This window comes from Mesorhizobium sp. 128a, from assembly GCF_053848025.1.
This window is the reverse complement of record NZ_JBSPKY010000001.1, coordinates 667,429-691,792: the sequence shown is the minus strand read 5'-3', so window position 1 is coordinate 691,792 and position 24,364 is coordinate 667,429. Positions and strand designations below refer to the sequence as shown.

General features: G+C 63.4%; 25 protein-coding genes. 17 read left to right on the top strand and 8 right to left on the bottom strand.

The genetic code is table 11. The features are described from left to right. Positions 1-4 precede the first annotated feature (4 nt). The 6 genes from ACWTU9_RS03115 (at position 5) to ACWTU9_RS03090 (ending at position 6,633) form a co-directional block, all read left to right on the top strand. Entirely contained in the window at positions 5-829 is an 825-nt protein-coding gene (locus tag ACWTU9_RS03115; RefSeq protein WP_454575277.1) for a carbohydrate ABC transporter permease, read from the top strand. Positions 830-937: 108 nt separating this feature from the next. Beyond that, the gene (locus ACWTU9_RS03110; RefSeq protein WP_455857031.1) at positions 938-1,942 is read left to right on the top strand and encodes an ABC transporter ATP-binding protein; all 1,005 of its coding nucleotides are present in this window, start codon (positions 938-940) and stop codon (positions 1,940-1,942) included. Beyond that, positions 1,939-2,709 carry an L-iditol 2-dehydrogenase gene (locus ACWTU9_RS03105; protein ID WP_455857030.1) on the top strand — a complete coding sequence of 257 codons (771 nt, stop codon included), beginning with the start codon at positions 1,939-1,941 and terminating at the stop codon, positions 2,707-2,709. Before ACWTU9_RS03110 ends, ACWTU9_RS03105 begins: the two co-directional genes overlap by 4 nt. 167 nt (positions 2,710-2,876) lie before the next feature. Continuing rightward, positions 2,877-4,355: a mannitol dehydrogenase family protein gene (locus ACWTU9_RS03100; RefSeq protein ID WP_455857029.1), complete on the top strand. Its 1,479-nt coding sequence runs from the start codon at positions 2,877-2,879 to the stop codon at positions 4,353-4,355. A gap of 11 nt (positions 4,356-4,366) precedes the next feature. Then, a complete protein-coding gene (locus ACWTU9_RS03095; protein ID WP_455857028.1) occupies positions 4,367-5,050 on the top strand; it encodes an HAD family hydrolase in 684 nt (227 codons plus the stop codon). Then, positions 5,047-6,633, top strand: coding sequence for an FGGY-family carbohydrate kinase (locus ACWTU9_RS03090; RefSeq protein WP_455857027.1), 1,587 nt, complete (start codon positions 5,047-5,049; stop codon positions 6,631-6,633). Before ACWTU9_RS03095 ends, ACWTU9_RS03090 begins: the two co-directional genes overlap by 4 nt. Positions 6,634-6,687: 54 nt before the next feature. Here the strand turns inward: ACWTU9_RS03090 and ACWTU9_RS03085 are convergent, their stop codons facing one another. Then, positions 6,688-7,497 (bottom strand): helix-turn-helix transcriptional regulator, encoded by an 810-nt coding sequence (locus ACWTU9_RS03085; RefSeq protein ID WP_455857026.1) that lies wholly within the window; start codon positions 7,495-7,497, stop codon positions 6,688-6,690. A gap of 113 nt (positions 7,498-7,610) precedes the next feature. Here ACWTU9_RS03085 and ACWTU9_RS03080 point away from each other — a divergent pair, with 113 nt between their 5' ends. From ACWTU9_RS03080 to ACWTU9_RS03030, 11 genes are all read left to right on the top strand, one after another. Next, positions 7,611-8,747, top strand: a complete 1,137-nt coding sequence (locus ACWTU9_RS03080) for an ABC transporter ATP-binding protein (RefSeq protein ID WP_455857025.1) — start codon at positions 7,611-7,613, stop codon at positions 8,745-8,747. Then, complete coding sequence (locus ACWTU9_RS03075; protein ID WP_455857024.1) at positions 8,728-9,891, top strand: ABC transporter substrate-binding protein; 1,164 nt, start codon at positions 8,728-8,730, stop codon at positions 9,889-9,891. Before ACWTU9_RS03080 ends, ACWTU9_RS03075 begins: the two co-directional genes overlap by 20 nt. A gap of 62 nt (positions 9,892-9,953) precedes the next feature. After that, complete coding sequence (locus ACWTU9_RS03070) at positions 9,954-10,817, top strand: ABC transporter permease (protein WP_455857128.1); 864 nt, start codon at positions 9,954-9,956, stop codon at positions 10,815-10,817. Then, positions 10,817-11,629, top strand: coding sequence for an ABC transporter permease (locus ACWTU9_RS03065; protein ID WP_455857023.1), 813 nt, complete (start codon positions 10,817-10,819; stop codon positions 11,627-11,629). Before ACWTU9_RS03070 ends, ACWTU9_RS03065 begins: the two co-directional genes overlap by 1 nt. Before the next feature lie 11 nt (positions 11,630-11,640). Further along, positions 11,641-12,402: an SDR family NAD(P)-dependent oxidoreductase gene (locus ACWTU9_RS03060; RefSeq protein ID WP_455857127.1), complete on the top strand. Its 762-nt coding sequence runs from the start codon at positions 11,641-11,643 to the stop codon at positions 12,400-12,402. 189 nt (positions 12,403-12,591) lie between these two features. Next, positions 12,592-13,995 (top strand): MATE family efflux transporter, encoded by a 1,404-nt coding sequence (locus ACWTU9_RS03055; protein WP_455857022.1) that lies wholly within the window; start codon positions 12,592-12,594, stop codon positions 13,993-13,995. Between the two features lie 153 nt (positions 13,996-14,148). Continuing rightward, entirely contained in the window at positions 14,149-15,948 is a 1,800-nt protein-coding gene (locus ACWTU9_RS03050) for a winged helix-turn-helix domain-containing protein (RefSeq protein ID WP_455857021.1), read from the top strand. 174 nt (positions 15,949-16,122) lie between these two features. Then, positions 16,123-16,419 carry a nickel-binding protein gene (locus ACWTU9_RS03045; protein WP_352562000.1) on the top strand — a complete coding sequence of 99 codons (297 nt, stop codon included), beginning with the start codon at positions 16,123-16,125 and terminating at the stop codon, positions 16,417-16,419. Positions 16,420-16,546: 127 nt separating this feature from the next. Further along, on the top strand, positions 16,547-16,705 hold the full coding sequence (locus ACWTU9_RS03040) for a DUF1127 domain-containing protein (RefSeq protein WP_454575265.1): 159 nt from the start codon (positions 16,547-16,549) through the stop codon (positions 16,703-16,705). 46 nt (positions 16,706-16,751) lie between these two features. Continuing rightward, positions 16,752-16,991 (top strand): hypothetical protein, encoded by a 240-nt coding sequence (locus ACWTU9_RS03035; RefSeq protein WP_455857020.1) that lies wholly within the window; start codon positions 16,752-16,754, stop codon positions 16,989-16,991. Between the two features lie 211 nt (positions 16,992-17,202). After that, positions 17,203-18,120, top strand: a complete 918-nt coding sequence (locus ACWTU9_RS03030) for an NADP-dependent oxidoreductase (RefSeq protein WP_455857019.1) — start codon at positions 17,203-17,205, stop codon at positions 18,118-18,120. A gap of 49 nt (positions 18,121-18,169) precedes the next feature. On the opposite strand, the gene ACWTU9_RS03025 is transcribed toward ACWTU9_RS03030, so the two are convergent. The 7 genes from ACWTU9_RS03025 to ACWTU9_RS02995 all read right to left on the bottom strand — a co-directional run bounded on the left by ACWTU9_RS03025 (position 18,170) and on the right by ACWTU9_RS02995 (position 24,301). Beyond that, positions 18,170-18,973, bottom strand: coding sequence for an ABC transporter permease (locus ACWTU9_RS03025; protein WP_455857018.1), 804 nt, complete (start codon positions 18,971-18,973; stop codon positions 18,170-18,172). Next, a complete protein-coding gene (locus ACWTU9_RS03020; protein WP_455857017.1) occupies positions 18,970-19,824 on the bottom strand; it encodes an ABC transporter permease in 855 nt (284 codons plus the stop codon). The genes ACWTU9_RS03025 and ACWTU9_RS03020 overlap by 4 nt, the downstream gene beginning before the upstream one ends. Next, positions 19,821-20,858 (bottom strand): ABC transporter ATP-binding protein, encoded by a 1,038-nt coding sequence (locus tag ACWTU9_RS03015; RefSeq protein WP_455857016.1) that lies wholly within the window; start codon positions 20,856-20,858, stop codon positions 19,821-19,823. The genes ACWTU9_RS03020 and ACWTU9_RS03015 overlap by 4 nt, the downstream gene beginning before the upstream one ends. 178 nt (positions 20,859-21,036) lie before the next feature. Next, entirely contained in the window at positions 21,037-22,125 is a 1,089-nt protein-coding gene (locus ACWTU9_RS03010; protein WP_455857015.1) for an ABC transporter substrate-binding protein, read from the bottom strand. Between the two features lie 68 nt (positions 22,126-22,193). Then, positions 22,194-22,841, bottom strand: a complete 648-nt coding sequence (locus tag ACWTU9_RS03005) for an amino acid ABC transporter permease (RefSeq protein WP_454575258.1) — start codon at positions 22,839-22,841, stop codon at positions 22,194-22,196. Further along, positions 22,838-23,494 (bottom strand): amino acid ABC transporter permease, encoded by a 657-nt coding sequence (locus ACWTU9_RS03000; protein ID WP_454587426.1) that lies wholly within the window; start codon positions 23,492-23,494, stop codon positions 22,838-22,840. The genes ACWTU9_RS03005 and ACWTU9_RS03000 overlap by 4 nt, the downstream gene beginning before the upstream one ends. Before the next feature lie 6 nt (positions 23,495-23,500). After that, positions 23,501-24,301: a transporter substrate-binding domain-containing protein gene (locus tag ACWTU9_RS02995; RefSeq protein WP_454587427.1), complete on the bottom strand. Its 801-nt coding sequence runs from the start codon at positions 24,299-24,301 to the stop codon at positions 23,501-23,503. Positions 24,302-24,364 lie beyond the last annotated feature (63 nt).

Sequence of the window (24,364 nt, the reverse complement as noted above, 5' to 3'; positions counted from 1 at the left end):
TACGATGGCACGTGCAGTCACCACCCAACACAAGGTCATTGCGACGGGCGCCGCCTGGATCGTCGCGCTGCTGATCTTCTTCCCGATCCTCTATACGATCATCACCTCGTTCAAGTCGGAGCAGGAAGCCATCCAGGGCTTCGCTCTGATCCCGTCGGGGACGTTCGAGAGCTATACCGAGGTTCAGGCGCAGAGCGGCTACTTCAAGTTCTTCTTCAACTCGGTGCTGCTCGCGGTCGGCTCGACCATCCTGGCCCTGATCGTTGCGGTTCCGGCCGCATGGTCGATGGCCTTCTCGCCGGGCAAGTGGACCAAGGACATCCTGATGTGGATGCTCTCGACCAAGATGATGCCGGCGGTCGCGGTGCTGTTCCCGATCTACCTGATCTTCCGCGACACCGGCCTGCTCGACAGCCGCATCGGCCTGATGGTCATGCTGATGCTGATCAACCTGCCGATCGTGGTGTGGATGCTCTACACCTATTTCCGCGAAATCCCCGGCGAAATCCTCGAAGCGGCGCGCATGGACGGCGCCACGCTGTGGGGCGAGATCGCCTATGTGCTGACCCCGATGGCGGTGCCGGGCATTGCCTCGACCATGCTCCTCAACATCATCCTGGCATGGAACGAAGCGTTCTGGACCATTCGTCTCACCACCACCGAGGCGGCGCCGCTGACGGCCTTCATCAGTTCGTTCTCAAGCCCGCAAGGCCTATTCTGGGCCAAGCTTTCGGCAGCCTCGACGCTGGCCATCGCCCCCATCCTGATCATGGGCTGGTTCAGCCAGAAACAGCTGGTGCGCGGCCTGACGTTCGGAGCCGTGAAGTAAACCGAAACGGCCTGAAGCAACCGGCGAAAGCAATTCCAGGAAAAGTGTGCAGCGGTTTTCCGTCCGGAATTGCGTAAAACCAAATACTTACCCCTCGGGGAGGAAACCATGGGAAATATCACGCTCAAGAACGTCTCCAAGCATTTCGGATCGACGGTCATCATTCCGGGTCTCGACCTGGTCATCGAGAATGGTGAGTTCGTCGTCTTCGTCGGCCCGTCGGGTTGCGGCAAGTCCACGCTGCTGCGTCTCATCGCCGGTCTCGAGGACACCAGCGGCGGTGCCATCAACATCGATGGCCGCGACGTCACCGGCGAGGCGCCGGCCAAGCGCAAGCTGGCCATGGTGTTCCAGTCCTATGCGCTTTACCCGCATATGACGGTGGCCAAGAATATCGGCTTCCCGCTGAAGATGGCGGGCGAGGATGTGGCGACGATCGACAAGAAGGTGAAGGACGCCGCGCGCGTCCTGAACCTTACCAACTATCTCGAGCGCCGGCCGGGCCAGCTCTCCGGCGGCCAGCGCCAGCGCGTCGCCATCGGCCGCGCCATCGTGCGCCAGCCTTCGGCCTTCCTGTTCGACGAACCGCTGTCCAACCTCGATGCGGCACTGCGCGGCACCATGCGTCTCGAGATCAGCGAGCTGCATCATCAGCTCAAGACGACGATGATCTACGTCACCCACGACCAGATCGAAGCCATGACCATGGCCGACAAGATCGTCGTGCTCAATGCCGGCAACATCGAGCAGGTCGGCTCGCCGATGGAACTCTACAAGTCGCCGAAGAACCTGTTCGTGGCGGGCTTTATCGGTTCGCCGAAGATGAACCTGATCGAAGGGGCGCCGGCCGCCAAATACAATGCAAAGACCATCGGCATCCGTCCCGAGCACATGAACATCTCGACCACGGCGGGCGACTGGAAAGCCACTGTCGGTGTAGCCGAACATCTCGGCTCCGACACCTTCCTGCACGTCCAGGCTGACGGTGTCGGGACGCTGACCGTGCGCGCTGACGGCGAAATGCCCGTCCGTCACGGCGACACCATCTATCTCACGCCCGACAAGGTCCGGATGCATCGCTTCGGCCCCGACGGAAAGGCGCTGACGCAGTGAGGCTGAAAGGCAAATCGGCGCTGATCACCGGGGCGGCGCGCGGCATCGGCAGGGCTTTTGCCGAAGCCTATGCGCGCGAAGGTGCCACGGTGGCGATCGCCGACATAAACCTGGAGGCCGCGCAGAAAACGGCGGCGGCGATTGGCGCGGCGGCCTATGCGGTCAGGCTGGACGTCTCCGATCTCGCTTCGATCGAAGCGGCCGTGAAGGCGGTCGAGGCCAAAACCGGCGGCCTCGACATATTGATCAACAACGCCGCTCTGTTCGACCTGGCGCCGATCGTCGAAATATCGAAGGCCGGCTACGACAGACTGTTTTCGGTCAATGTCGCCGGCACGCTGTTCATGCTGCAGGCCGCCGCGCGCTCGATGATCGCGCGTGGCAAGGGCGGCAGGATCATCAACATGGCGAGCCAGGCCGGCCGGCGCGGGGAGCCTCTGGTCGCCGTCTACTGCGCCACCAAGGCGGCTGTCATTTCACTGACCCAGTCTGCCGGGCTCGACCTGATCAAGCACCGCATCAACGTCAACGGCATCGCGCCGGGCGTCGTCGACAGCGACATGTGGGATGACGTCGACGCGCTGTTCGCCAAGTATGAGAACCGGCCGAAGGGCGAGAAGAAGCGGCTCGTCGGCGAGGGCGTGCCTTACGGCCGCATGGGCAAGCCTGAAGATCTTGCCGGCATGGCGGTGTTCCTGGCCAGCGACGAGGCCGAATACATCGTCGCCCAGACCTACAATGTCGATGGCGGCCAATGGATGAGTTGACTGGGACGAGTTGAGGGGGAGGCGCTCTCCTTTCCTCCGGGGAGAAGACGCCACGGGGCGGCATGAATGCCAAAGGCGCGTGCCGCCCCCGCACTCTCTCCTCAGAGGGTTGAGGGCGGAATTGTCAGGCCGGCAAACGGGTAAGCACCGGCAAAAGGGTAAAGCAGATGACCGTGAAACTCTCTTCCTCCATCCTCGCCAAGCTCCCCGCCAAGGTTGCCGGTCCGCAGTACGAGCGCGCCAGGCTCAAACCCGGCATCGTCCATTTCGGCGTCGGCAATTTCCATCGCTCGCACCAGGCCGTCTATCTCGACGACCTCTTCAATTCGGGTATCGGCCATGACTGGGCGTTGATCGGCGCCGGCGTCTTCGAGGGCGAAAAGGTTGGCCGCACCAAGCTGCAGGAGCAGGACTGGCTGACCACCGTGGTCGAGCAGGATTCCGACCATATGAGCGCCCGCGTCACCGGTGTCATGATCGACTTCCTGACGCCCGGCGATGCCGACGGCATCGTCGACCAGCTTGCCGATCCGGCGATCAAGATCGTCTCGCTGACCATCACCGAAGGCGGCTATTTCATCGATCCGGCCTCCGGTAAGTTCAATCCTACCCATCCTGATATCGTCGCCGATGCGCAGGCCGGCACGACGCCGAAGACGGTGTTCGGCCTCATCCTGGCCGGGCTGATGCGTCGCCGCGCCGACGGCATCGTGCCGTTCACCGTCATGTCCTGCGACAACATCCCCCACAACGGGCATGTCACCTCGGACGGCGTCATCGGGCTGGCCCGGTTGATCGACGAGGATCTGGCGAACTGGGTGAGCGACAACGTCGCCTTTCCGAACGGCATGGTCGACCGCATCACGCCGGCCACCTCCGATCGCGAGCGCGGCATTCTGGCAACGGAATTCGGCCTGGAGGACAATTGGCCGGTGTTCTGCGAGCCGTTCAAGCAATGGGTTCTGGAGGATCATTTCACCGACGGTCGCCCGCCGCTGGAAAAGGTCGGCGTCCAATTCGTCAAAGACGTAGCGCCCTACGAACTGATGAAGATCCGCATCCTCAATGGCGGCCATGCAACGATCGCCTATCCCGCGGGACTGATGGACATCCACTTCGTTCATGAGGCGATGCAGGAGCCGCTGGTGCGCGGCTTTCTCGCCAAACTCGAACAGGACGAGATCATTCCGACCGTGCCGCCGGTGCCGGACACCGTGCTGGAAGACTATTATCAGCTCATCGAGCACCGCTTCTCCAACCCCAAGATTGGCGACACCATCCGCCGGCTTTGCCTCGACGGTTCCAACCGGCAGCCGAAATTCATCATCCCGACCATCGCCGACCGGCTGAAGGCCGGCAAAGGCGTTGCCGGTCTGGCGCTGGAATCGGCGCTTTGGTGTCGCTATTGCTTCGGCACGACCGACAGCGGCGCCGTCATCGAAGCCAACGACCCGAGCTGGGACCGGTTGCAGGCAACCGCCAAGGCGGCGAAGGACAAGCCCGGCGCCTGGCTTGCGATGGAGGACGTCTATGGCGATGTTGGCCGCGCAGCGCCGTTCGCCGAGGCCTTTGCCCATGCGCTCAACGTCTTGTGGGCGAATGGCGCGCGCGCGACGCTGACGCGCTACATCGCCGGCAAGCTCTGACGCGAGCCGCAATGACGCCCGAACTGGTCATCTTCGACTGTGACGGCGTGCTGGTCGACAGCGAGGCGCTGTCGGTCTCGGCTTTGCTCGGCATGATCTCGGCTGCCGGTGGCTCGGTCAGCGAAGATGCGGCCTACGAGCATTTCCTCGGCAAGAGCATGAAGAGCGTGCGCGAAATTCTCGGCCGCGATTTCGCGATCGACATCACCGACGGCCATCTGACCAACATGCGCGTCGAACTGATGCGCAAATTCCGCGAGGAGCTGAAGCCGATACCCGGCATCAGGGAGATCCTGCCGAAGCTGGGCGTACCCTGCTGCGTCGCTTCCTCCGGCACGCTCGACCGCATTCGCTATGCGCTCGACGTCACCGGGCTTCTCGGCCTGCTCGAACCGCATCTGTTCAGCGCCGCCATGGTCGCGTGCGGCAAGCCGGCGCCGGATCTTTTTCTGCATGCAGCCGCCGCCATGGGCGCGCATCCTGGCAAGTGCATCGTCGTCGAGGACAGTCCGGCCGGCATCGCGGCTGCGCGCGCCGCCGGCATGCGCGTATTTGCCTTCACCGGCGGTTCGCACGCCGGCAACCCGGCCTTGAAAGCGCGGCTTGCGTCGAGTGAACCGGACTTTATATTCGCTGACATGCTGCAATTGCCCGATTTGATTGCAGGCCTGGGAGCGAGAGTAAAAGCATCTTGACGAAAAGTTTCGTTTGCGCGGTCGATGTTGGCACCGGGAGCGCCCGCGCGGGCATTCTCGACACGTCAGGCACCTTGCTCGGCCGCGCCGAGCATCCGATCGTGATGAACCAGCCGAAGGCCGATCACGCCGAGCACAATTCGCAGGATATCTGGTCGGCGGTGTGCATTGCCGTGCGGGCGGCACGCGAAAAGGCAGGCGTGGCGGCGCACGACATCGTCGGCATCTCGTTCGACGCCACCTGTTCGCTGGTGGTGCTGAACAGGGACGGCCGCCAGCTCAGTGTATCGGTTACCGGCGAACGGCGCTGGGACACCATCGTCTGGCTCGACCATCGCGCCATCGCCGAAGCCGACGAATGCACGGCAAGCGGCCACCCCGTGCTCGACTATATAGGCGGCGTCATGTCGCCGGAAATGGCGACGCCGAAGCTGATGTGGCTGAAGCGCAATCTGCCCGGCACATGGCATGAAGCCGGCTATCTATTCGACCTCACCGATTTCCTGACCTGGAAGGCGACCGGTTCGCTGGCGCGCTCGCAATGCACGCTGACCGCCAAATGGACCTATCTGGCGCATGAGCAAACCGGTTGGCGGCGCGACTTTTTCGAGACCGTCGGGCTCGGCGATCTGTTCGAGCACGGCAACCTGCCGGAGAAGGCGAGTGCGGTTGGCGCCGACATCGGCACGCTCTCGGCAGAAGCGGCAGCGGAGCTTGGCCTGACCGAGAACTGCCGGGTCGGCGCCGGCGTCATCGACGCCTATGCCGGCGCGCTCGGCGTGCTCGGCGGCTTTGCCGGCGACGAAGGCAATATCGGCCGGCATCTGGCGCTGATCGCCGGCACGTCGTCCTGCGTCATGGCGATGTCGCCCGACCCGCAGCCTTTCGCCGGCGTCTGGGGCCCCTATTACGGTGCGGCGCTGCCAAAACTGTGGCTATCGGAAGGTGGCCAGTCGGCCACCGGTGCTCTACTCGACCACATCATCCGCTGGCACGGCGCCGGCGGCGAGCCGGATGCGGCCATGCATGCGAAGATCGCCAGGCGCGTTGCCGAATTGCGCGCCACCGAGGGCGACAAGCTCGCCGCCAGGCTGCATGTGCTGCCCGACTTCCACGGCAACCGGTCGCCGCTTGCCGATCCGCATGCCGTCGGCGTGGTCAGTGGGCTGACGCTGGACTCCTCCTTCGACAGCCTGTGCAAGCTCTACTGGCGCACCGCCGTCGGCATCGCGCTCGGCGTGCGCCATGTGCTGGAGGCGCTGAACGAGAACGGCTATTTGATCGACACGCTGCACGTCACCGGCGGCCACACCAAGAACCCGCTTTTGATGGAGCTCTATGCCGACGCCACCGGCTGCGCCGTGATCGAGCCGCTGGCCGATGAAGCTGTGCTGCTCGGCACCGGCATGGTCGCCGCCACCGCCGCAGGGCTATTCCCTGATCTGAATGCCGCTTGCGTCGCCATGCAGCAAGGCGGCAGAACACGCGCCTCGAACCCGGCCGCATCCGGCCGCTTCGACCGCGACTACAAGATTTTTCTCGAAATGCACCGCCAGCGGCAGGCGCTAGACGCCATCAGCTAGGGCAATTCCCGTCCGGAATTGCGTAAAAACAAATATTCTCGTCACGGCGAGATTTCAACGCCGGCTCTCGATGATCTCGATGAAACGGGCGAACAGTCCGGCCTGGGATTTGATGCCGAGTTTGCGGTGGATGTTGCGGCGGTGAACCTTCACGGTTCCCGGCACGATGCGCATGGCTCTCGCGATCGACTCGGTGGAATGCCCCTGCAGCACCAGATCGACGACATGCTTTTCGCGCGGAGTCAGCGACAGGCTCTCCCAGATATGCGCACGGTCGAACTCATTGACTGCGGCGATCGTCTCGTCCTGTTCCGCTTCGTCCGGCTCGTCGGCCGCAAGAGCTGGCCAGCGCAACCGGGCGAAACCGATCACCGCCGGCGCCATGTCGCGCAACAGCCTGGCGTCGGCGGTGCCGAAGGCCCCCGAGGCCTGCAATCGCATCAGTGACAGCACCAGCGCATCCTTGCCCGGCAGCGGCACGAAGAAGCCGACCTCCTCGGCGAGCCTTGTCTGGCTGTAGTAGGTGCGGAAATACTCGCTGGCATAGAAACGGTCGGGCGCCAGTTCGCGCATGCGCCAGAACCCCTCCTTGCGCTCCACCGCCGCGTGATGAAACGGGTCGAGCAGATAAGGCCCTTCTTGATAGAGCGTGACGAAGACATGGCTCTCGGCAGGCGAGAAGGTTTCGAACAGCAGCGGCGGTCGTGAGGCGCCCCGATAACCGAAGATCACACAGTGGTCGAAGCGGACGTGCTGTTGCAGCCAGCCGACCATTGCCTGGCCGAACAGGTCGCCGCTGGTTTCTCGCGTTGCCGCGACAAGCGCGGCGAGTTGGCGGTATTCGTCGCTTCGGGACGCACTCAAACCATACCCCCTTAAACGAGAAAATAGATTAGATATACCACCCGCGAGGTATATACTAGCCGCCATTGGCTCTGGTAGCGTCCGGAAATAGCCCTGTTGCTGGAGCCAGCACTTTGACCGCAGTGCCCGACATCGAGTTTCGCGGCGTCACCAAGCGCTATGGCGCGGTGACCGCCGTCAGCGGCATCGATCTGACGGTCCCTCCGTCCGCCTTTGTCGCCCTTCTCGGACCGTCCGGCTGCGGCAAGACGACATGCCTGCGCATGATCGGCGGCTTCGAGCAGCCGAGCGAAGGCCAGGTGTTCATCCGCGGCCGGGACATGGCCGGCACGCCGCCCTATCGCCGGCCGGTCAACATGGTTTTTCAGCAATACGCGCTGTTTCCGCACCTCGATGTGGAAGCCAACGTGTCTTACGGACTGCGCCAGGCACGGCCGCGCCTGTCGTCGCAGGAAATCGGCCGCCGCGCCGGCGAGGCGCTAGAAATGGTGCGGCTCGCCGGCTATGGCAGCCGCAAGATCCACGAACTGTCCGGCGGCCAGCAGCAGCGCGTGGCGCTGGCGCGCGCGCTGGTGAACAAGCCGGCGGTGCTGCTGCTCGACGAGCCGCTGGCCGCGCTCGACAAGAAATTGCGCACCGACATGCAGATCGAGCTGCAGAACCTGCAGCGTGAGATCGGCATCACCTTCGTGCTGGTCACCCACGACCAGGAGGAGGCGCTGTCGATGAGCGACTTCGTCTGCGTCATGAACGGCGGCCGTATCATCCAGCTCGGCCAGCCGAGCGAGATCTATGACGAGCCGGCCGACCTGTTCGTCGCCGACTTCGTCGGCAAGACCAATCTGTTGAGCGGCAAGGTCGCCGGGCATACAGGCGACCTGGTCAACGTGGCGCTGGCGGACGGAACCGTCATTGCCGCGCGCAAGCGAGCCGCCTTGCGGAAGGGCGAGACCGTCTCGGTCAGCCTGCGCCCTGAATCGCTAAGCCTCGGCGCCCCGCAAGGCAGCCCATTCAAGGGCATCGTGCGCAACCGGATTTTTCTGGGCTCGACCGCGGAATACGCGATCGAGGTGCAGGGCATCGGAACGCTGCTGGCCAAGGCCGACCATGTGATCGGCCATGGCAATCTCTTCAAGCCGGGTGAACCCGTCGCCATCGGCTTTGCCTCCGGGACGCCGCTGGCGTTTCCGGAGAACAAGAACAACGGGACCAACCAGAGGGTAGCAAAAAATGTCGAAATCATATCGTGACGGACTGCCGATAAGCCCTGAGAACTTCGTCGACCAGCTGATGCGTTTGAAGCGCGGCTCGATCGGCCGCCGCGACTTCCTCGGCCTCACCGGCCTGGGCATCGCAACCGCGGTCATGGCGCGCGAAATCGGCATCATGCCGACGTCGGCCTTCGCCGCCGAAAACCTCGGCGACCGCATGTCGATCGCCACCTGGCCGAACTATCACGACCCGCAGACCTTCGAGAATTTCAAGAAGGACACCGGCGTCGCCGTCGAGGTCAACGTGTTCGGCTCCAATGAGGAAATGCTGGCCAAGCTGCAGGCCGGCGCCTCGGGCTGGAGCCTCTTCGTGCCGACCAATTACACGATCTCGACCTACAAGAAGCTCGGCATCATCGATCCGCTCGATATGGCGAAGCTGCCGAATTTCGACGGCTCCCAGGAAGACCCACGCTTCACCTCGGAAGGCACGATCGACGGCACGACCTACGCGGTGCCGAAGAACTGGGGCACGACGGGCTTTGCCGTCAACACCAAGAAGCTGACGAAACCGATGACCAGCTGGAAGGAGTTCTGGGATGTCGCCATGGCCGAGGGCGATGGCCGCACCATGGTCCACGACTACCAGCTGACCACCATCGGCAGCGCGCTGAAATATTACGGCTATTCCTTCAACTCGTTGAAGCCGGACGAGCTCGCCAAGGCGGAAGAACTGCTGCTCAAGGTCAAGCCGCATCTGTTTGCCGTCTCGTCCGACTACCAGCCGGGAATGCGGGCGGGCGACGCCTGGATGACCATGTGCTGGACCAATGACGGCGCGCAGCTGCATCGCGATATCCCGGAGATCGCCTATGTGCTGGGCAAGGAGGGCGGTGAGATCTGGACCGACTTCTACGCCATCCCGAAGGACGCGCCGAACAAGCCGGCCGGCTATGCCTTGCTCAATTATCTGATGACCCCCGAGGTCGCGGTGAAGGAGCATCTGGCCAACGGCGCGCCCTCGACCGATGCGCGGGTCAACAAGCTGCTGCCCAAGGAAGTGCTCGACAATCCGATCCTCTATCCGGCGGCCGACCTTTTAACCCCCTTGGAATTCGGCGCGGCGGCAACGCTGACCGATCCCGGTCGCGCCGAACTGATGGCGCGCTTCAAGTCGGCTTGAAGCCGGCCTGAATGAGACAAGCAACCGGCGGGCATATGTCCGCCGGCATCGGGGCGGTTTCCATGCACGGCAACAGATTTCGGCATAATGTCCTGACAGCGCTGCTGCTCGCACCGGCAACGGCGTGGCTGGTGGTGTTTCTGGTGCTGCCGTTCATCGCCATTGCGGTATTCAGCCTCGGCGAGCGGGCGCCAGAGGGTGGCTACCAGGCTGCCTTCACGCTGGCGCAATACGCCAACCTTCCGGCGCGGGCGACCGCCTTCTGGAACACGATGATGCTGGCACCGGTGGGCGCGCTCGCCTGTCTGCTCGTTGCCTACCCGGTCGCCTACTACCTTGCCTTGAAGGCACCGCAGCGCTGGCGGCTGATCCTGCTTGCGCTCGTCGTCATTCCGTTCTGGACCAGCCTTCTGATGCGCACCTATGCCTGGATGTACATTCTGGGCGGGCGCGGCATCCCGGCGCTGCTGGCGTTTGCCGGCATGGAGGATGTCAGGCTGATCAACACGCCGGGCGCCGTCCTGCTCGGCATCGTCTACGGCTACCTGCCGCTGATGATCCTGCCGATCTATGTCAGTCTCGAGCGGCTCGACCGACGGCTGCTGGAAGCCTCCGCCGATCTCGGCGCGACGCCGCTCTCGACATTCCTGGGCGTGACGCTGAAGCTTTCGTTGCCCGGCGTGATGACCGGCTTCTCGCTGGTCATGATCCTTCTGCTCGGCGAATACCTCATCCCGACGCTGCTTGGCGGTGGCAAGGTGTTCTTCATCGGCAACGCGCTGGTCGACCTCTTCCTGCAGTCGCGCAACTGGCCGTTCGGATCGGCCATCGCCATCACGCTGGTGGCGGTTTCGGTGGTGGTGCTGATTGCCGCCAACCGCATTTCGACACGGGTGTCGGGCGCCCGTCAGGTGGATCTGATCTGATGCGCGCCTTCGTCACCGCCGTCTTCGCCTTCCTTTATCTGCCGATCGCGCTGGTCGTGCTGTTCTCCTTCAACGCCGGCCGTCACGCCAGCGAGTTCACCGGCTTTTCAGTGCAGTGGTACGGCACGGCGCTGTCGAACCCGTTCCTGGTCGAGGCGCTGAAAAACAGCCTGTTCATCGCCACCACCAGCGCGCTTCTGGCGGCAGTGTGCGGCACGGCAGCAGCGCTCGGCCTGGCACGGGTCGGGCTCAGAACCCGTGCCGTCTTTGACGCGCTGATGGGTGCCGCAATCGTCGTTCCCGGCGTCGTCATCGGCATCTCGACGCTGGTGGCGCTGGTCCAGCTGTTTGGCGTGCTCAACCCGTTCCTGGCCTCGATCTGGCCCGACGACCAGCCGCCGCGCCTGTCTCTCGGCTATGGATCAATCATTGCCGCGCACGGCCTGTTCTCGATGGCGCTGGTAACGATGATTGTCGGCACGCGGCTTGCCAGCCTCGACCGCAATCTGGTCGAGGCCTCGAGCGATCTCTACGCCACGCCGCTGACGACGTTCCGCTCGATTGTCCTGCCGCAGATCATGCCTGCGGTGGTCGCCGGCTTCCTGCTCGCCTTCACCTTCTCCTTCGACGATTTCATCGTCGCCTTCTTCGTCGCCGGCGCGCAGACGACGCTGCCGATCTATGTATTTGCCTCGATCCGGCGCGGCGTCACGCCGGAAATCAATGCCATCGCCACCATCGTGCTCGTCGCCTCGGTCCTGCTCGTGGTGCTTGCCCAATGGCAGCTGCGCCAGCGCAAGCCATCCAGCTGAAAGACGCATTCATGATCCTCAAAGACCGCATCGCCGTGGTGACGGGCGCCGGCTCCGGCATCGGCCGTGCCGGCGCCATGATCATGGCCAGGGAGGGCGCGCTGGTGGTCATCGCCGACCGGGATCTGGCAAGTGGCGAGACGACGGCGGCCGATATCCTCGCGGCAGGCGGGCAGGCCGAGGCGATTGTCACCGACGTCTCTGACGACGCGGCGGTAGGACAGCTCATCACGGGCACGCTAGGCAAACATGGCCGCATCGACATCCTGCACAATCACGCTGGCATCCAGGTCGGCGGAGCGCTGACCGAAGTCGAAGTCGATGGCATGGATGCGTCCTGGCGCATAAATGTACGGGCGCAGTTTCTGGCCGCGCGGCTGGTCATGCCGGCGATGGTCGCGCAAGGCGGCGGCGTCATCCTCAACACGGCCTCGAATTCCGGCGTGTTCTATGATCGCGAGATGATCGCCTATGCCACCTCCAAACATGCGGTGGTGGCGATGACCAGGCAGATGTCGCTCGACTATGCCCGCCACAATGTGCGCGTCAACGCGCTCTGCCCCGGCTGGGTCGACACGCCCTTCAACGAGCCGTTCATCGCCCAGATGGGCGGCCGTGAGGCGATCGAGACCTACGTCCGCACCAAGATCCCGATGGGGCGCTGGGCCAGCGCCGAAGAGATCGCCGAATCGATCCTGTTCCTCGTCTCCGACCGCTCATCCTTCATGACCGGCCAGGCGCTGGTCATCGACGGCGGTGAGAGCATCGGCTGAGCGAAAATGCCGGCCGCATGGGAGAGCCTCACCTCCCTGGCTCAATCGCTGCCCGTCCGTCCTCCCTTGCCATACTGTCGCATTTCGTCCAATTAGACGACGCAAACGCCGCGAAACCGAAGGTTTTGCCGTTTGGAAGTGCGGCTTCCGGCCAATTGCCGACGCGCCGCAATCGGAAAGAGCAGGACAATGTCTGCGATCGAAGCCGGCGCTCATGCGCCGGAAAATCTTTGGCGTCAGGAAATCAGGGCGACGCTGGCGCTCGCCTGGCCGATGGTGCTGACCAATCTTGGCCAGACGGCGATGACAGCCACGGACGTCATGATGATGGGGCGCCTGGGCGCGGACACGCTGGCCAGCGGCGCGCTCGGCGCCAACCTCTACTTCATGCCGCTGATCTTCGGCCTCGGCCTGATGCTGGCGACCTCGCCGATGATCGCCACCGAACTCGGCCGCCGCCGCCATTCCGTGCGCGACCTGCGCCGCACTGTGCGACAGGGTCTGTGGCTGGCGATCCTGATCGCGATCCCGATCTGGATCTTCCTGTGGCATGGCGAAGCCATTCTACTGGCCATGGGTCAGGAACCCGCTCTGGCCCATCAAGCCGGTATCTATCTGCGTTGGCTCGAATGGGCGGTGCTGCCATTCTACGGCTATATCGTGCTGCGCTCCTTCATCTCGGCCCTGGAACGGCCGGGCTGGGCGCTGGTCATCGTCTTCGTCGCCGTTGCCTTCAACGCCTTCTTCAACTGGGTGTTCATGTTCGGCAATCTCGGCGTCACCTCGATGGGCATTGCCGGCTCGGGGCTTGCCACCACCCTGTCCAGCACGCTGATGTTCTGCGGCCTGGCCGCTGTGGTGATGCTGGAGAAGAAGTTCCGCCGCTACCGCCTGTTCGGCCGCTTCTGGCGGTCCGACTGGCCGCGCTTCAAGGGCCTGCTGCGGCTCGGCCTGCCGATCGCCGGCATCCTCGCCTTCGAGGTGACGATCTTCAACGCGGCAGCTCTGTTGATGGGCCTGATCGATGCGGATTCGCTTGCCGCGCACGCCATCGCCATCCAGATCGCCTCGATCTCCTTCATGGTGCCGCTCGGCCTCAACCAGGCGGTCACCGTGCGCGTTGGCCTGGCCCATGGCGCCGGCAATCAGGCAGGTGTTTCGCGCGCCGGCTGGACCGCCTTCGTCATCGGCGTCTCGTTCATGGCGCTGATGGGTCTGGTGATGGTCCTGTGGCCGCATCTGCTGATCAGCGCCTTCATCGACATGACCGACCCGGTCAATGCCCGGGTGATCGCGCTTGCCGTGTCGTTCCTGGCCTTTGCCGCGCTGTTCCAGATATTTGACGGCGCCCAGGCCGTTGCCGCCGGCATGCTGCGCGGCCTGCACGACACCAAGGTGCCGATGATCTATGCCGCGATCGGCTATTGGGGCATCGGCCTGCCGCTCGGCGTGCTGCTTGCCTTCCATTTCGGCTTCAACGGCGTCGGCATCTGGATCGGCCTGGCGTCGGGTCTGGCGGTGGTGGCGGTCCTGCTGCTCGCGCGCTGGCTCAGGCGCGACCGCATCGCGCCGCCGCTCGTCTTCAGCCACTGAAAACAAAAAGGCGGACCGTCCAGCTTTGGCTTTCTGAGCTGTCGCGGGAGCCGCCGTTGGCTACTGACCCCAACCTACGCCTTGCCGGCTTTCGGGCCGGCCCTCTCCCATAGTCGAAACTGATAAGGTAGATTGTTGCATCGGAAAGAAGCGATGCAACACGCGTTTGGACAATTCGAACTTGATGAAGCGGCGCGCAAACTGTCGCTGGGCGGCGCTGCGCAGAAGATCCAGCCGCTTGTCTTCGACCTGCTGGTGTACCTGGTGCGCAACGCTGGCAGGGTCGTCCCCAAAGACGAATTGATGGACGCTCTTTGGCCGGACGTCATCGTGACCGAAGCATCGCTTCAGCGCGTGGTCAGCCTCACTCGAAAGGCGCTGGCGGCAGGCGGCCTGCAGGACGCGATACACAGCTACGTTCGCCATGGCTATCGCTTCGCCATCGATGAGCCGGGACTGGGATATGTGCAGCCTGTCTCGTTAAAAGGGGCCGACGATATTGCTGAGGCTCGCAGGCTTGCAGCCTCGCGCGACTGGAGCGCGGCCGCAAAATTGTTCGCGCGATTGGCGGACAATGAAGATCTCTCTCCTGCGGACGTCGATCTCTGGGCTCTGGTCGTCGAATGTGGCGGGCGGCCGACCGAGGCGATCCCCATGCTGGCGCGCGCTGTTGCGGCTCATGTCGAGGCCGGTGACCTGGCCCGCGCCGCCAGATCCGCTGTCACACTCGCAAAGATCCAGGCGGAGCGGGGATCGGGGGCCGTCGCAGAGGGATGGCTGGAACGTGCTGCGTCGCTCCTGTCTCAGTCGCCAGACGATACTACGCAAGCATATCTGCTGTGGATGAGGTCGCGCCTGGCATCCTCTGGCGGGCGGCCCGAGGAAGCGCTGCAACTGGCGTCAGCCGCCTACGCAGTTGCGGAAAGTTGCGACGACCCCGGCCTTCGGGCTCTGACTTTGACATACAAGGGATTTTTCAATCTCGCCCTGGGCAAGATCGAGGAGGGCAGCGAGCAGCAAAACCATGCGGCGGCTATCGCTCTGTCGAGCCAGGTCGACCCGATCACCGGTAGTCTGGTTTACTGCAATATCCTGTGGAGCTGCAGGACATACGCCGATTGGCCCCGTGCTCGCCAGTGGAGCGAAGGCTTCGAAAGCTGGTGCACCGCAAGTTTTGCGCAGACCTCGGGCGCGTGTGACCTTCATCGTGCCGAAGTGGTCGCGGCGCAGCAGATATTGCCTGAAGCCCTGAGCTGCATAAACGAAGCGCTTCCCAAACTCTCCGCGGAGGAATCCTGGTCGCTCGGCGAAGGCTTCCGCGTCCGCGGCGATATCTTTGCCATGATCGGCGACCTTGCATCGGCGCGCGCCGACTACGACCAGGCTTATGCGATGGGCTGGGACGCGGAGCCGGGCAACGCTGTGCTGTTGTTCGAAACAGGCGATCTGGACGGGGCGCTTGCCGCGCTCGATCGGGCTCTGCAAGGGATGTCGTGGTTCCATCTGCAGCGGCGCGGAAACCTGCTGGTGAACGCAGCCTGCATTGCAGCGCGTGGCGGGCGCTCTGCCCAGGCGGCAATCTATCTCAACGAAATCGATGCACAGCCAGAACGCTGGCGGCAACCGGCAACGCAGGCATTGATAGCCGAAACCAAGGCAGCACTTTGCGAACCAGGCGACCCAAACGGAAATCGGCTTCTGCTGTTGGCCCGGCAGCTCTGGACCAGTGCAGGGGTCGAATATCACGCGGCAAGGGTTCGGCTGCGGCTCGCCAGTGCCTTGTTGCGTTTGGGCGACGTCAGTGGGGCGAAAGTGGAGATAACCGCGGCAGAGAGAGCGGCCCGCCATCTGGGATCGTTACGCCTGGAAGAGGAAGCCGCAACGCTTCGCCATAGCTTTTCACCTGAAAGCCAGGGGCCTGGCGATAGCTCTGTCCAAGAACTCACCATCTGATCCCGTCCGCGTACTGATCCGCTTGCCGGCGGTGATAACGAAAGATCAGCCAGAGATCAGGTGCCGATAAGGACGATCAGTCCCCTCGACGGTAATTTTTCCCCAGCCAGGCAGACACGCCTGGCGACCAGCAGCGCCGGTGAAAAGCTTGCGCGAAATCGAAAGGGAAAGATCATGAACCTGTTTGTTATCCGCCGCCCCAGCGCCTGGGCATCTTTGCAGGAACTCGAAGCCGCCGGCGCCAAATCGGCAAAGGTCGCCAAGGAACAGATGGCGGGCACGGTCAGCTGGATCCGCAGCTATGTCGTGCACGAACCCGATGGGCGCATCGGCACCTTCTGCATCTACGAGGCCAAGGACGGCGAGGCCATCCGGGACCACGCGAAGCGCGTCGGCATGCCCGGTGAGGAATTCTACCCGGTCGCTGACACGGTCATCATTCGCAATGATCCGATGACGGCGGCGGCCTGACGACCTCCAGTCGCTGCCTCGCGTAACCGGCGGGGCAGCGTCATCCAACCAGCAAGCATGAACAACACTGCGTTTGGAGCGGGATGCCCCGTTCCATGCGCTGCGATTCCCACGAATGGAGAAACCAATGTTTCACTACCTAAAACGCGTTTCGATCGGGCTGAGAGCACGCAGGGCCGAGAGGGCCTTGCAGGAACTGCCTGACCACATCCTGAAGGACATAGGCATTCGCCGCGGTGCGATCTCCTATGCCGTTCGGGAACACTTCAAGGACCGTCTCATCTGAGTGCCCAGCCCAATTGGAAACCAGGAACATGGAACTTCTGATAAACATGGCCAACATCATGTATGTGATCGCCTACTTCACGCTGGACATTTTGCGGCTGAGGATTCTCACCACAGCGGCCGCAATCTGCCTTGCCGTGTATTTCTATAGCCAGCCGGCGCCACTCATGAACGTCGTCGGCTGGAACGTTTTCTTTGTGCTTCTGAATCTGGTCCAGATCGGCCGCATTTTGAAGGCGCGCTATGCGCCGGCCGGGCAACCTTCGTGGCGCCGATGGGTCTGGTGATGGTGCTGTGGCCGCTTCGGCCTGCACGGCGTCGGCATCTGGGATCGGCCTGGCGTCACGTCTGGCGGTGGTGGCGGCGCTGCTGCTCGCGCGCTGGCTGCGCCGCGACCGCATCGCGCCGGCACTGTCCAATCTTGGTCCTGTTCATGATCAGAACCGGACATATCTACCAGCCATCGTTAGGTGACAAACGACTGAGGAGGCAATTCCGATGAAGGCAATCGTAGTAACTGACCAGGCCGCGGGAACGGCAGGGATGAAGCTTGCGGAGCGACCCGACCCCCAGGCAGCGATTAACGACGTCGTCGTCCAGGTTCATGCGTCGGGATTCGTCCCGACTGAGCTGGCGTGGCCCTCGACCTGGACTGACCGCGTCGACCGCGACCGGACGCCATCGATCCCGGGGCACGAGCTGGCCGGAGTGGTCACCGCCCTTGGCTATGGCACCACGGGGCTGTCGGTGGGACAGCGGGTCTTCGGCCTTGCGGACTGGTATCGCAACGGCACACTCGCGGAGTATGTGGCCATGGAAGCACGAAACCTTGCGCCATTGCCAGGCGACGTGGACTTCACGGTGGGCGCTAGTTTGCCGATCTCCGGCCTGACCGCATGGCAGGGTCTGTTTGACCATGGCCGCCTTAAGGCGGGGCAGAGCGTCCTTGCACATGGTGCGGCCGGCGCGGTCGGATCGATGGTGACGCAACTCGCACGAGAGGCCGGCGCCTACGTCATCGGCACCGGACGCTCTGCCGACCGGCAGAAGGCGCTCGACTTCGGCGCGAACGAGTTCGTCGACCTCGAGAACGACGTCCTGGAAGACGTCGGCGGCGTCGATCTGGTGTTCGATGTCATCGGCGGCGACATCCAGAAGCGATCCGCGGCTCTGATTCGAGCCGGAGGAACACTGGTGACCGTGGTCGGGCCGCCCGAAGCGCGGCCCGCCAATGGCCTGGCGATCGACTTTGTTGTCGAGTCCGATCGCGCTCAACTAAGTGAAATTGTCCAGCGGGTGCAGGACGGACGACTGCGGACAAACATCGGCCACATCTCGACCCTGGACGATGCAGTTTCCGCGTTCAACCCGACCGAGCGACGCTCGGGGAAGACAATCATCCGCATTCGTTCGTGAACGACATGTCTGTCGATGCACGCGGCCCGTTGCTATTGCACAGATGCGCTCAGTTGCCGTCCGACGACATCGCGCCGAGCAGCCTGCGTATATCGCCGAACCTGGCGATCGAGCCGAACACCAATGCCGCAACCGCAACGAAGAACACCGACACCGCGGCCATGGTCGGGGTATAGCCATAGCGCAGCGCGTTGAAGATCTTGATCGGCAGCGTCTCGGTGGTGAAGCCGATCGTCATATAGGCAACGATGTATTCGTTGAGCGACAGTACGAAGGCGAAGGCATAGCCCGAGACGAGATAGGGCAGGATCAGCGGCAGTACCACGGTCTTCAGCACCGTGCGGTCGTCGGCGCCCATGGTGGCCGCGGCCTCGACGAGCGAGCGGTCGATCGAGGCAAAGCCCAGCGACAACGTCACCAGCGGCAGCGTTACGAAGAAGATGGCGTGGCTGATGATGGCGGTGAAGAACTGGCCGAACAGCCCGACCGTCGCCCAGAAGGAGAGGAAGCCGAGCGCGGTGATGACCGGCGGCAGGATGAAGGGCGCCAGCCCCAGCACCTGAAAGATGTTTGCCCATGGCGCGATGCGCCGCCACAGGAACCAGGCCAGCGGCAGCGCCACCGCGACGGCAATCGCCGCCGAACAGACGGCCAGCGTCACCGAATGGATCAGCGCCAGCCGCCATTCCGGATCCGTGAAGATCTGGGCATACCAGCCGAGCGAGAAGCCGACTGGCGGGAAGGTAAGCTCCTGCCGCGAGTTGACCGACACGCCGGCGACGACGATCAGCGGCGCCGCTAGAAACAGCGCAATGACGGTGAAATAGACACGGCGCATCAAGGTCGCGGTCATAGCGCATTCTCCCGGCGTCCGACGAGCAGCGTCAGTCCAACCAGCGCCAGCGAGATCAGCACCAGGAACACGCCCATTGCCGCGGCGAACGGCATGTTGGACTGGTAGATCGCCTGGTCGGTGATCAGCACGGAAAGCGTCCAGTGCTGCGGCCGCCCAAGGATCTGCGGCAGCAGGTAGGAGCCGAGCGCAAAGACGAAAACCATGATCAGCGTCGCCACGATGGTATTGCGCAGCGCCGGCGCGACGACGTTGAAGAAGGCCCGCACCGGCGACGCGCCGAGCGTGCGCGCGGCTTCTAGCAAAGTCGGGTCGAGGCGCACGAGAGCGGGGTAGAGCACCAGGATGGTGTAGGGCAGCGCCTGGTAGACCATGCCGGTCAGCACCGCGCCGAAGGTCGGCAGCAACGCCACCGGCTTGTCCATCAGCCCGATCGCCACGAACAGGTTTGTGATCCCGGCGGTGCGCGAAAACAGCGTCGACCAGGCAAAGCCGATGATGACTTCCGACAGCGACAGCACCGACAACAGGCCGACCAGCCACAGCGTCTGCACGCGGCGCGGGCGGCGGGTCAAAAGGTAGGTGAACGGGAAGGCAATAGTGACACAGCAGATGGCGACTAGCACCGCCAGCATCAGCGAAAAGCTAAGCACGCCGCCGAAGAACACCGACAGGAACCGGGCGTAATTGTCGAACACGAAATCCGGCGTGTAGAAGCCGGAAGGGTTGCGCTTGAAAAAGCTCACCGCGATCATCGTCGAGAACGGCACGACGAAGAAGACGATCAGCATCAGCGCCGGAAAGAACAGCGGCGTGTAGTCGGCTACCGACTTCGGAGCTTCGCGTCTCATGCGCCAAGCACCACGCAACTGGCCGGCGGCAGCGTGACGCCGACCTTGGCACCGACCGGCACGTCATGCCGCTCGCGCGGCGTCGTCACCGCAATGATGCTGGTGCCGCCGACATCGACGAAGGTCTCGATGGTGCCGCCGAGATCGCGCACGAAACTCACCTCGCCGGTAATCGCCGAGCCGCCGGGGCTGCCCAGATGCACATCCTCGGGACGGACCGAGACCGAGGCTTTGGTCTGACCCGCCGGCATGGCAAGGCCCGGAATGGCGGTGCCCAAAATGGTGGTGCGCCCGGTGCTGTCGACTTCGGCCGGCAGCAAATTGGTGATGCCGATGAAGTCTGCGACGAAGGCGTCGGCCGGCTTGCGGTAGATCTCGATCGGCGGCGCCGCCTGCAGGATCCTGCCATGGCCCATGACGACGACGAGGTCGGCCATGGTCATGGCCTCGCGCTGGTCGTGGGTGACGACGATGGTGGTGATGCCGAGCCGCTGCTGCAACTGGCGCAGTTCCACCTGCATGGCCTCGCGCAGTTTGGCGTCAAGCGCCGACAGCGGCTCGTCGAGCAGGAACAGTTTCGGCGACAGGGCGAGTGCCCGCGCAATCGCCACGCGCTGGCGCTGGCCGCCCGACAGCTTTGCCACCGGACGGTCGGCAAAGCCGGGCAGATGGATCAGGCTCAGCAGCTCGTCGACGCGTTTCTTCTGCTCCTCCTTCGAGGCGCCGCGAATGCGCAGCGCATAGGCGATGTTGTCGCCGACGGAGAGATGCGGAAACAGCGCCAGCGACTGGAAAACCATGCCGAGATTGCGCTTGTGCGTCGGCAGCGGCGTGATGTCCTCGCCGTCAAGCACGATGGCGCCGCTGCTCGGCTCCTCCAGCCCGGCAATCATGCGCAGCAGCGTGGTCTTGCCGCAGCCCGACGGGCCGAGCAGGCAGACGAACGTGCCGTGCGGCACGTTGAGCTGGACATTGTCGACGGCGGCGAAATTGCCGAATGTCTTGGTGATGGCGTTGATGTCTAGTCCGGGCATGCTCATCCCTCTCAGGCTGTGCGCTGGAGCAATTCCAGGAAAAGTGTGTAACGGTTTTCCGCCCGGAATTGCTTAAAAGCGGGAAGTAGGCCGCCGTCTCGATGAAACGGTGAACTGCTTCTAACGGGGCCGCCGGAAGAAATCCGGCGGCCAGTCAGTTTCAAGCGGATCGGGCTGATCAGCCGACGATCAGCTCGGTCCACTTCTGGTTGATCCAGTCGGCCTTCGACGTATAGAGATCGTAGCGCGGGATGATCGGATCGATATCCGACGACACCGCGGCGAACTCTTCCGGCTTGAGGTCGAGCACCTCCTTCTTCAGCGTCGGCGTGGTGCCGACCTTGCGCGACATCACGCCCTGCATGGACGGCTGGCTCATATAGTCGATGAAGGCATGCGCCTCGTCGACCTTGGTCGAGGCGCGCGACAGCACCCAATTGCCGGAATCCTGGATGCCGCCTTCCTTCGGAAAGGTCGAGCGGACATGGAAGCCGTCGGCGATCGCGAGCCCGGTGACGTCGTGATAATACTGGCCCATCGGGATTTCGCCCGACTTCAGCGCCTGCTCGAACTGCGCCTCGTCGCGATACCACAGGCGCACGTTCGGCTTGAGCTCGGCGAGCTTCTCGAACGCCTTGTTCAGCCCGTCCTCGGTGTCGAGGGCGTTGGTGCCGCCCATGAACGTCTTGGCCGTCACTTCAAGCAGGAACGAGTTGGAGGCAAGCGCCAGCAGGCCGAGCTTGTCCTCATTGGCCTTGTCCCACAGCGCGTCCCACGACGTCGGCGCGTCCTTGTAGACGTCCGTGTTGGAGACCAGCGTGATCCACCAGGCGACGGCGCCGATGCCGGCAACACGGCCATCCGGATATTTGTTGATGAAGCGCGGCAACAGGTCGCCATAATGCTTGAACTTCGACGTATCGAGCGGCGTCCACAATTCCGTCGACTGGCCCTTCAGCGTCGAGGTCTGCGACATCATCGAAAGGTCGGCCGGCGCCTGACCGGCCTTGGCCGCCTGTTCCAGCTGCACCAGCCAGGCTTCGCCGGTCGGCTCAGCGACCGATTCCACGGCAATGCCGGTTGCCTTGGTGAAGTCGGGGAAGACGTTCTCGTCGAAGGATTTCTTGAAATAGCCGCCATACACGCCGACCTTCAGCGACTTGTCCTGCGCCCGCAGGATGGACGGCATGGCAAGCATGCCGGCTGTTGCGAGGCCCGCGCCAAGCACGCCGCGCCGTGTCATGGATTTTCCGATCAGTCTGTTCATCCGATTTCTCCTCAGTTGATGCCGGTCTTTCCGGCAGGTTCCCTTCACACGACTGTCGCCGTCTGGCGTCAGTGGGCCGCCGCTCGTTGTTCGAGCGTACGGGCGTATTGCGTCAGTGGAAAGCACATGACGAAGAAGATCAGCGCCACCAGCCCGTAGACCTTGAACGGTTCGAAGGTGGCGTTGTTGATGGCGTTGGAGGTCCTGACGAGCTCCTCGAAGCCGATGATCGAGGTCAGCGCCGTCGATTTGATCAATTGCACCAGGAAGCCGACGATGGGCGCCCTCGTGATCGAGAACGCCTGCGGCAGGATGATCAGCCTGAGCTCCTGCAGGCGGTGCAGGCCGAGGCTGGCGCCGGCATCCCACTGCCCGCGCGGCAGCGCATCGACGCCGCTGCGCCAGATCTCGGCCAGATAGGCGCTGGCGAAGAAGGTGAGGCCGAGCACGGCTGCCGTCCACGGCTCGATGCGCAGGCCCAGCATCGGCAGGCCGAAGAACATCAGGAACAGCTGCATCAACAGCGGCGTGCCCTGGAACAGCGCGATGTAGCCGGAAGCGATGCGCCGGCTCCATTTATTCTGAGCGATGCGGAAGAACAGCACGATCAGCCCGACCAGCGCCCCGCCGACGAAGGCGGCGAGCGACAACAGCACCGTCCAGCGCGCGGCGAGCACAAGGTTGCGCACGATATCCCAGAAGGTGAATTCGATCATGACACGCCGGCCCCCAAGACGCGGCGCCCGCCTGTGACCAGCAGCCGGCGCAAGGCCATCGACATCAAGAGATAGACCAGCGTCACGATGAAATAGGTCTCGAAGGAACGGAAGGTGCGTGCCTGCAGCATGTCGGCCTCATAGGTCAGTTCGCGCACGGCGATCTGCGAAACCACGGCTGATTCCAGCATCATGATGACGATCTGGCTGGTGAGCGCCGGATAGATCACCTTCAGCGCCTGCGGCAGCACGATCTTGATGAACACCTGTCGTGGCCGAAGCCCCAGTGAAAGAGCGGCTTCCGTCTGTCCGCCGGGCACGGCATCGAGGCCGGCGCCGACAATTTCAATCGTGTAGGCCGCCATGTTGAGCGTCATTGCCAGCATGGCGGCCAGGATCGGATCGAGCCTTATGCCGAGGCTGGGCAGACCGAAGAAGATGAAGAACAGCTGCACCAGGAAAGGCGTGTTGCGCATCACCTCGACATAGACCGCGATGGCGCGCTTCACGAATACCGGGCCGTTGCGCCGACCGGCAGCGCCCAGGATGCTCAGCAGCGTACCCACGAGCGTGGTCACGACGATCAATAGGATCGTCGTGAGCGCGCCGCGCGTGATGTCGCCCAGAGCAGCTGGAAGCCAGGCAAAGGCCACGGAAACTCAATCCTTGAGGTTGTCGGGATTGAGCGGCGTCTTCAGCCAGGCCTTCGAGCTCTCGTCGAGCTTGCCGTCGGCAAGCATCTTGGCGACCGCATCATTGACCGCCGTCTTCAGCCGGTCCTCTTTTTTGTTGAGGCCGATATGCGAGGGCGAGGTTAAAAGCTGGAACTTCTGCTCCGGCTTCAGCGCATCCTGCTTGGCCAACACCTGGGCGCCCACGTCGTTGCCCACCACCATCAGCTGGGTCTGGCCGGAGATGAAGGCCTGGATGACGGAGTTGTAGTTGTCGAAGCGCTTGATGTCGGCCGATGCCGGCGCAGCTTCGGTCAGCGACGTATCCTCCAGCGTGCCGCGGTTGACGGCGATCGACTTGTCGGCAAGGTCTTCCTTGCCTTTGACCGAGAGCGCTGCCGGACCGATGACGGCGATGTAATAGGGCGCATAGGCGGCGGCGAAATCGATCACCTCCTCACGCTCCTTGGAATAGCCGACGCTCATCAGGATATCGACGCGCTTGTCGGTGAGATAGGGGATGCGGTTCTGGCCGGTGACGCTGACCAGGTTGAGCTTCACTTTCAAGGCATCGGCGATTGCCTGCGCCACGTCCACGTCATAGCCCTTGATGCTCATATCGGCGCTGGCCGAGGAGAAGGGCGGGAAGTCGGAGAAGATGCCGACATTGATAGCGCCGGCCTTGGTGATGTCGTCGACGGCGTCGGCATGAGCCTGGGAGGCGAGGCCGAGGCCGGCGAGCATCAGCGCGGCGGCTACGGAAGATTTGAGTTTCATGTGGAGTGTCATTGGTATTCCCCTTCTGGATGCTTGTTTGTTTGAAACGGCCGCCGGCTCCAGCGCGGCGGCCGC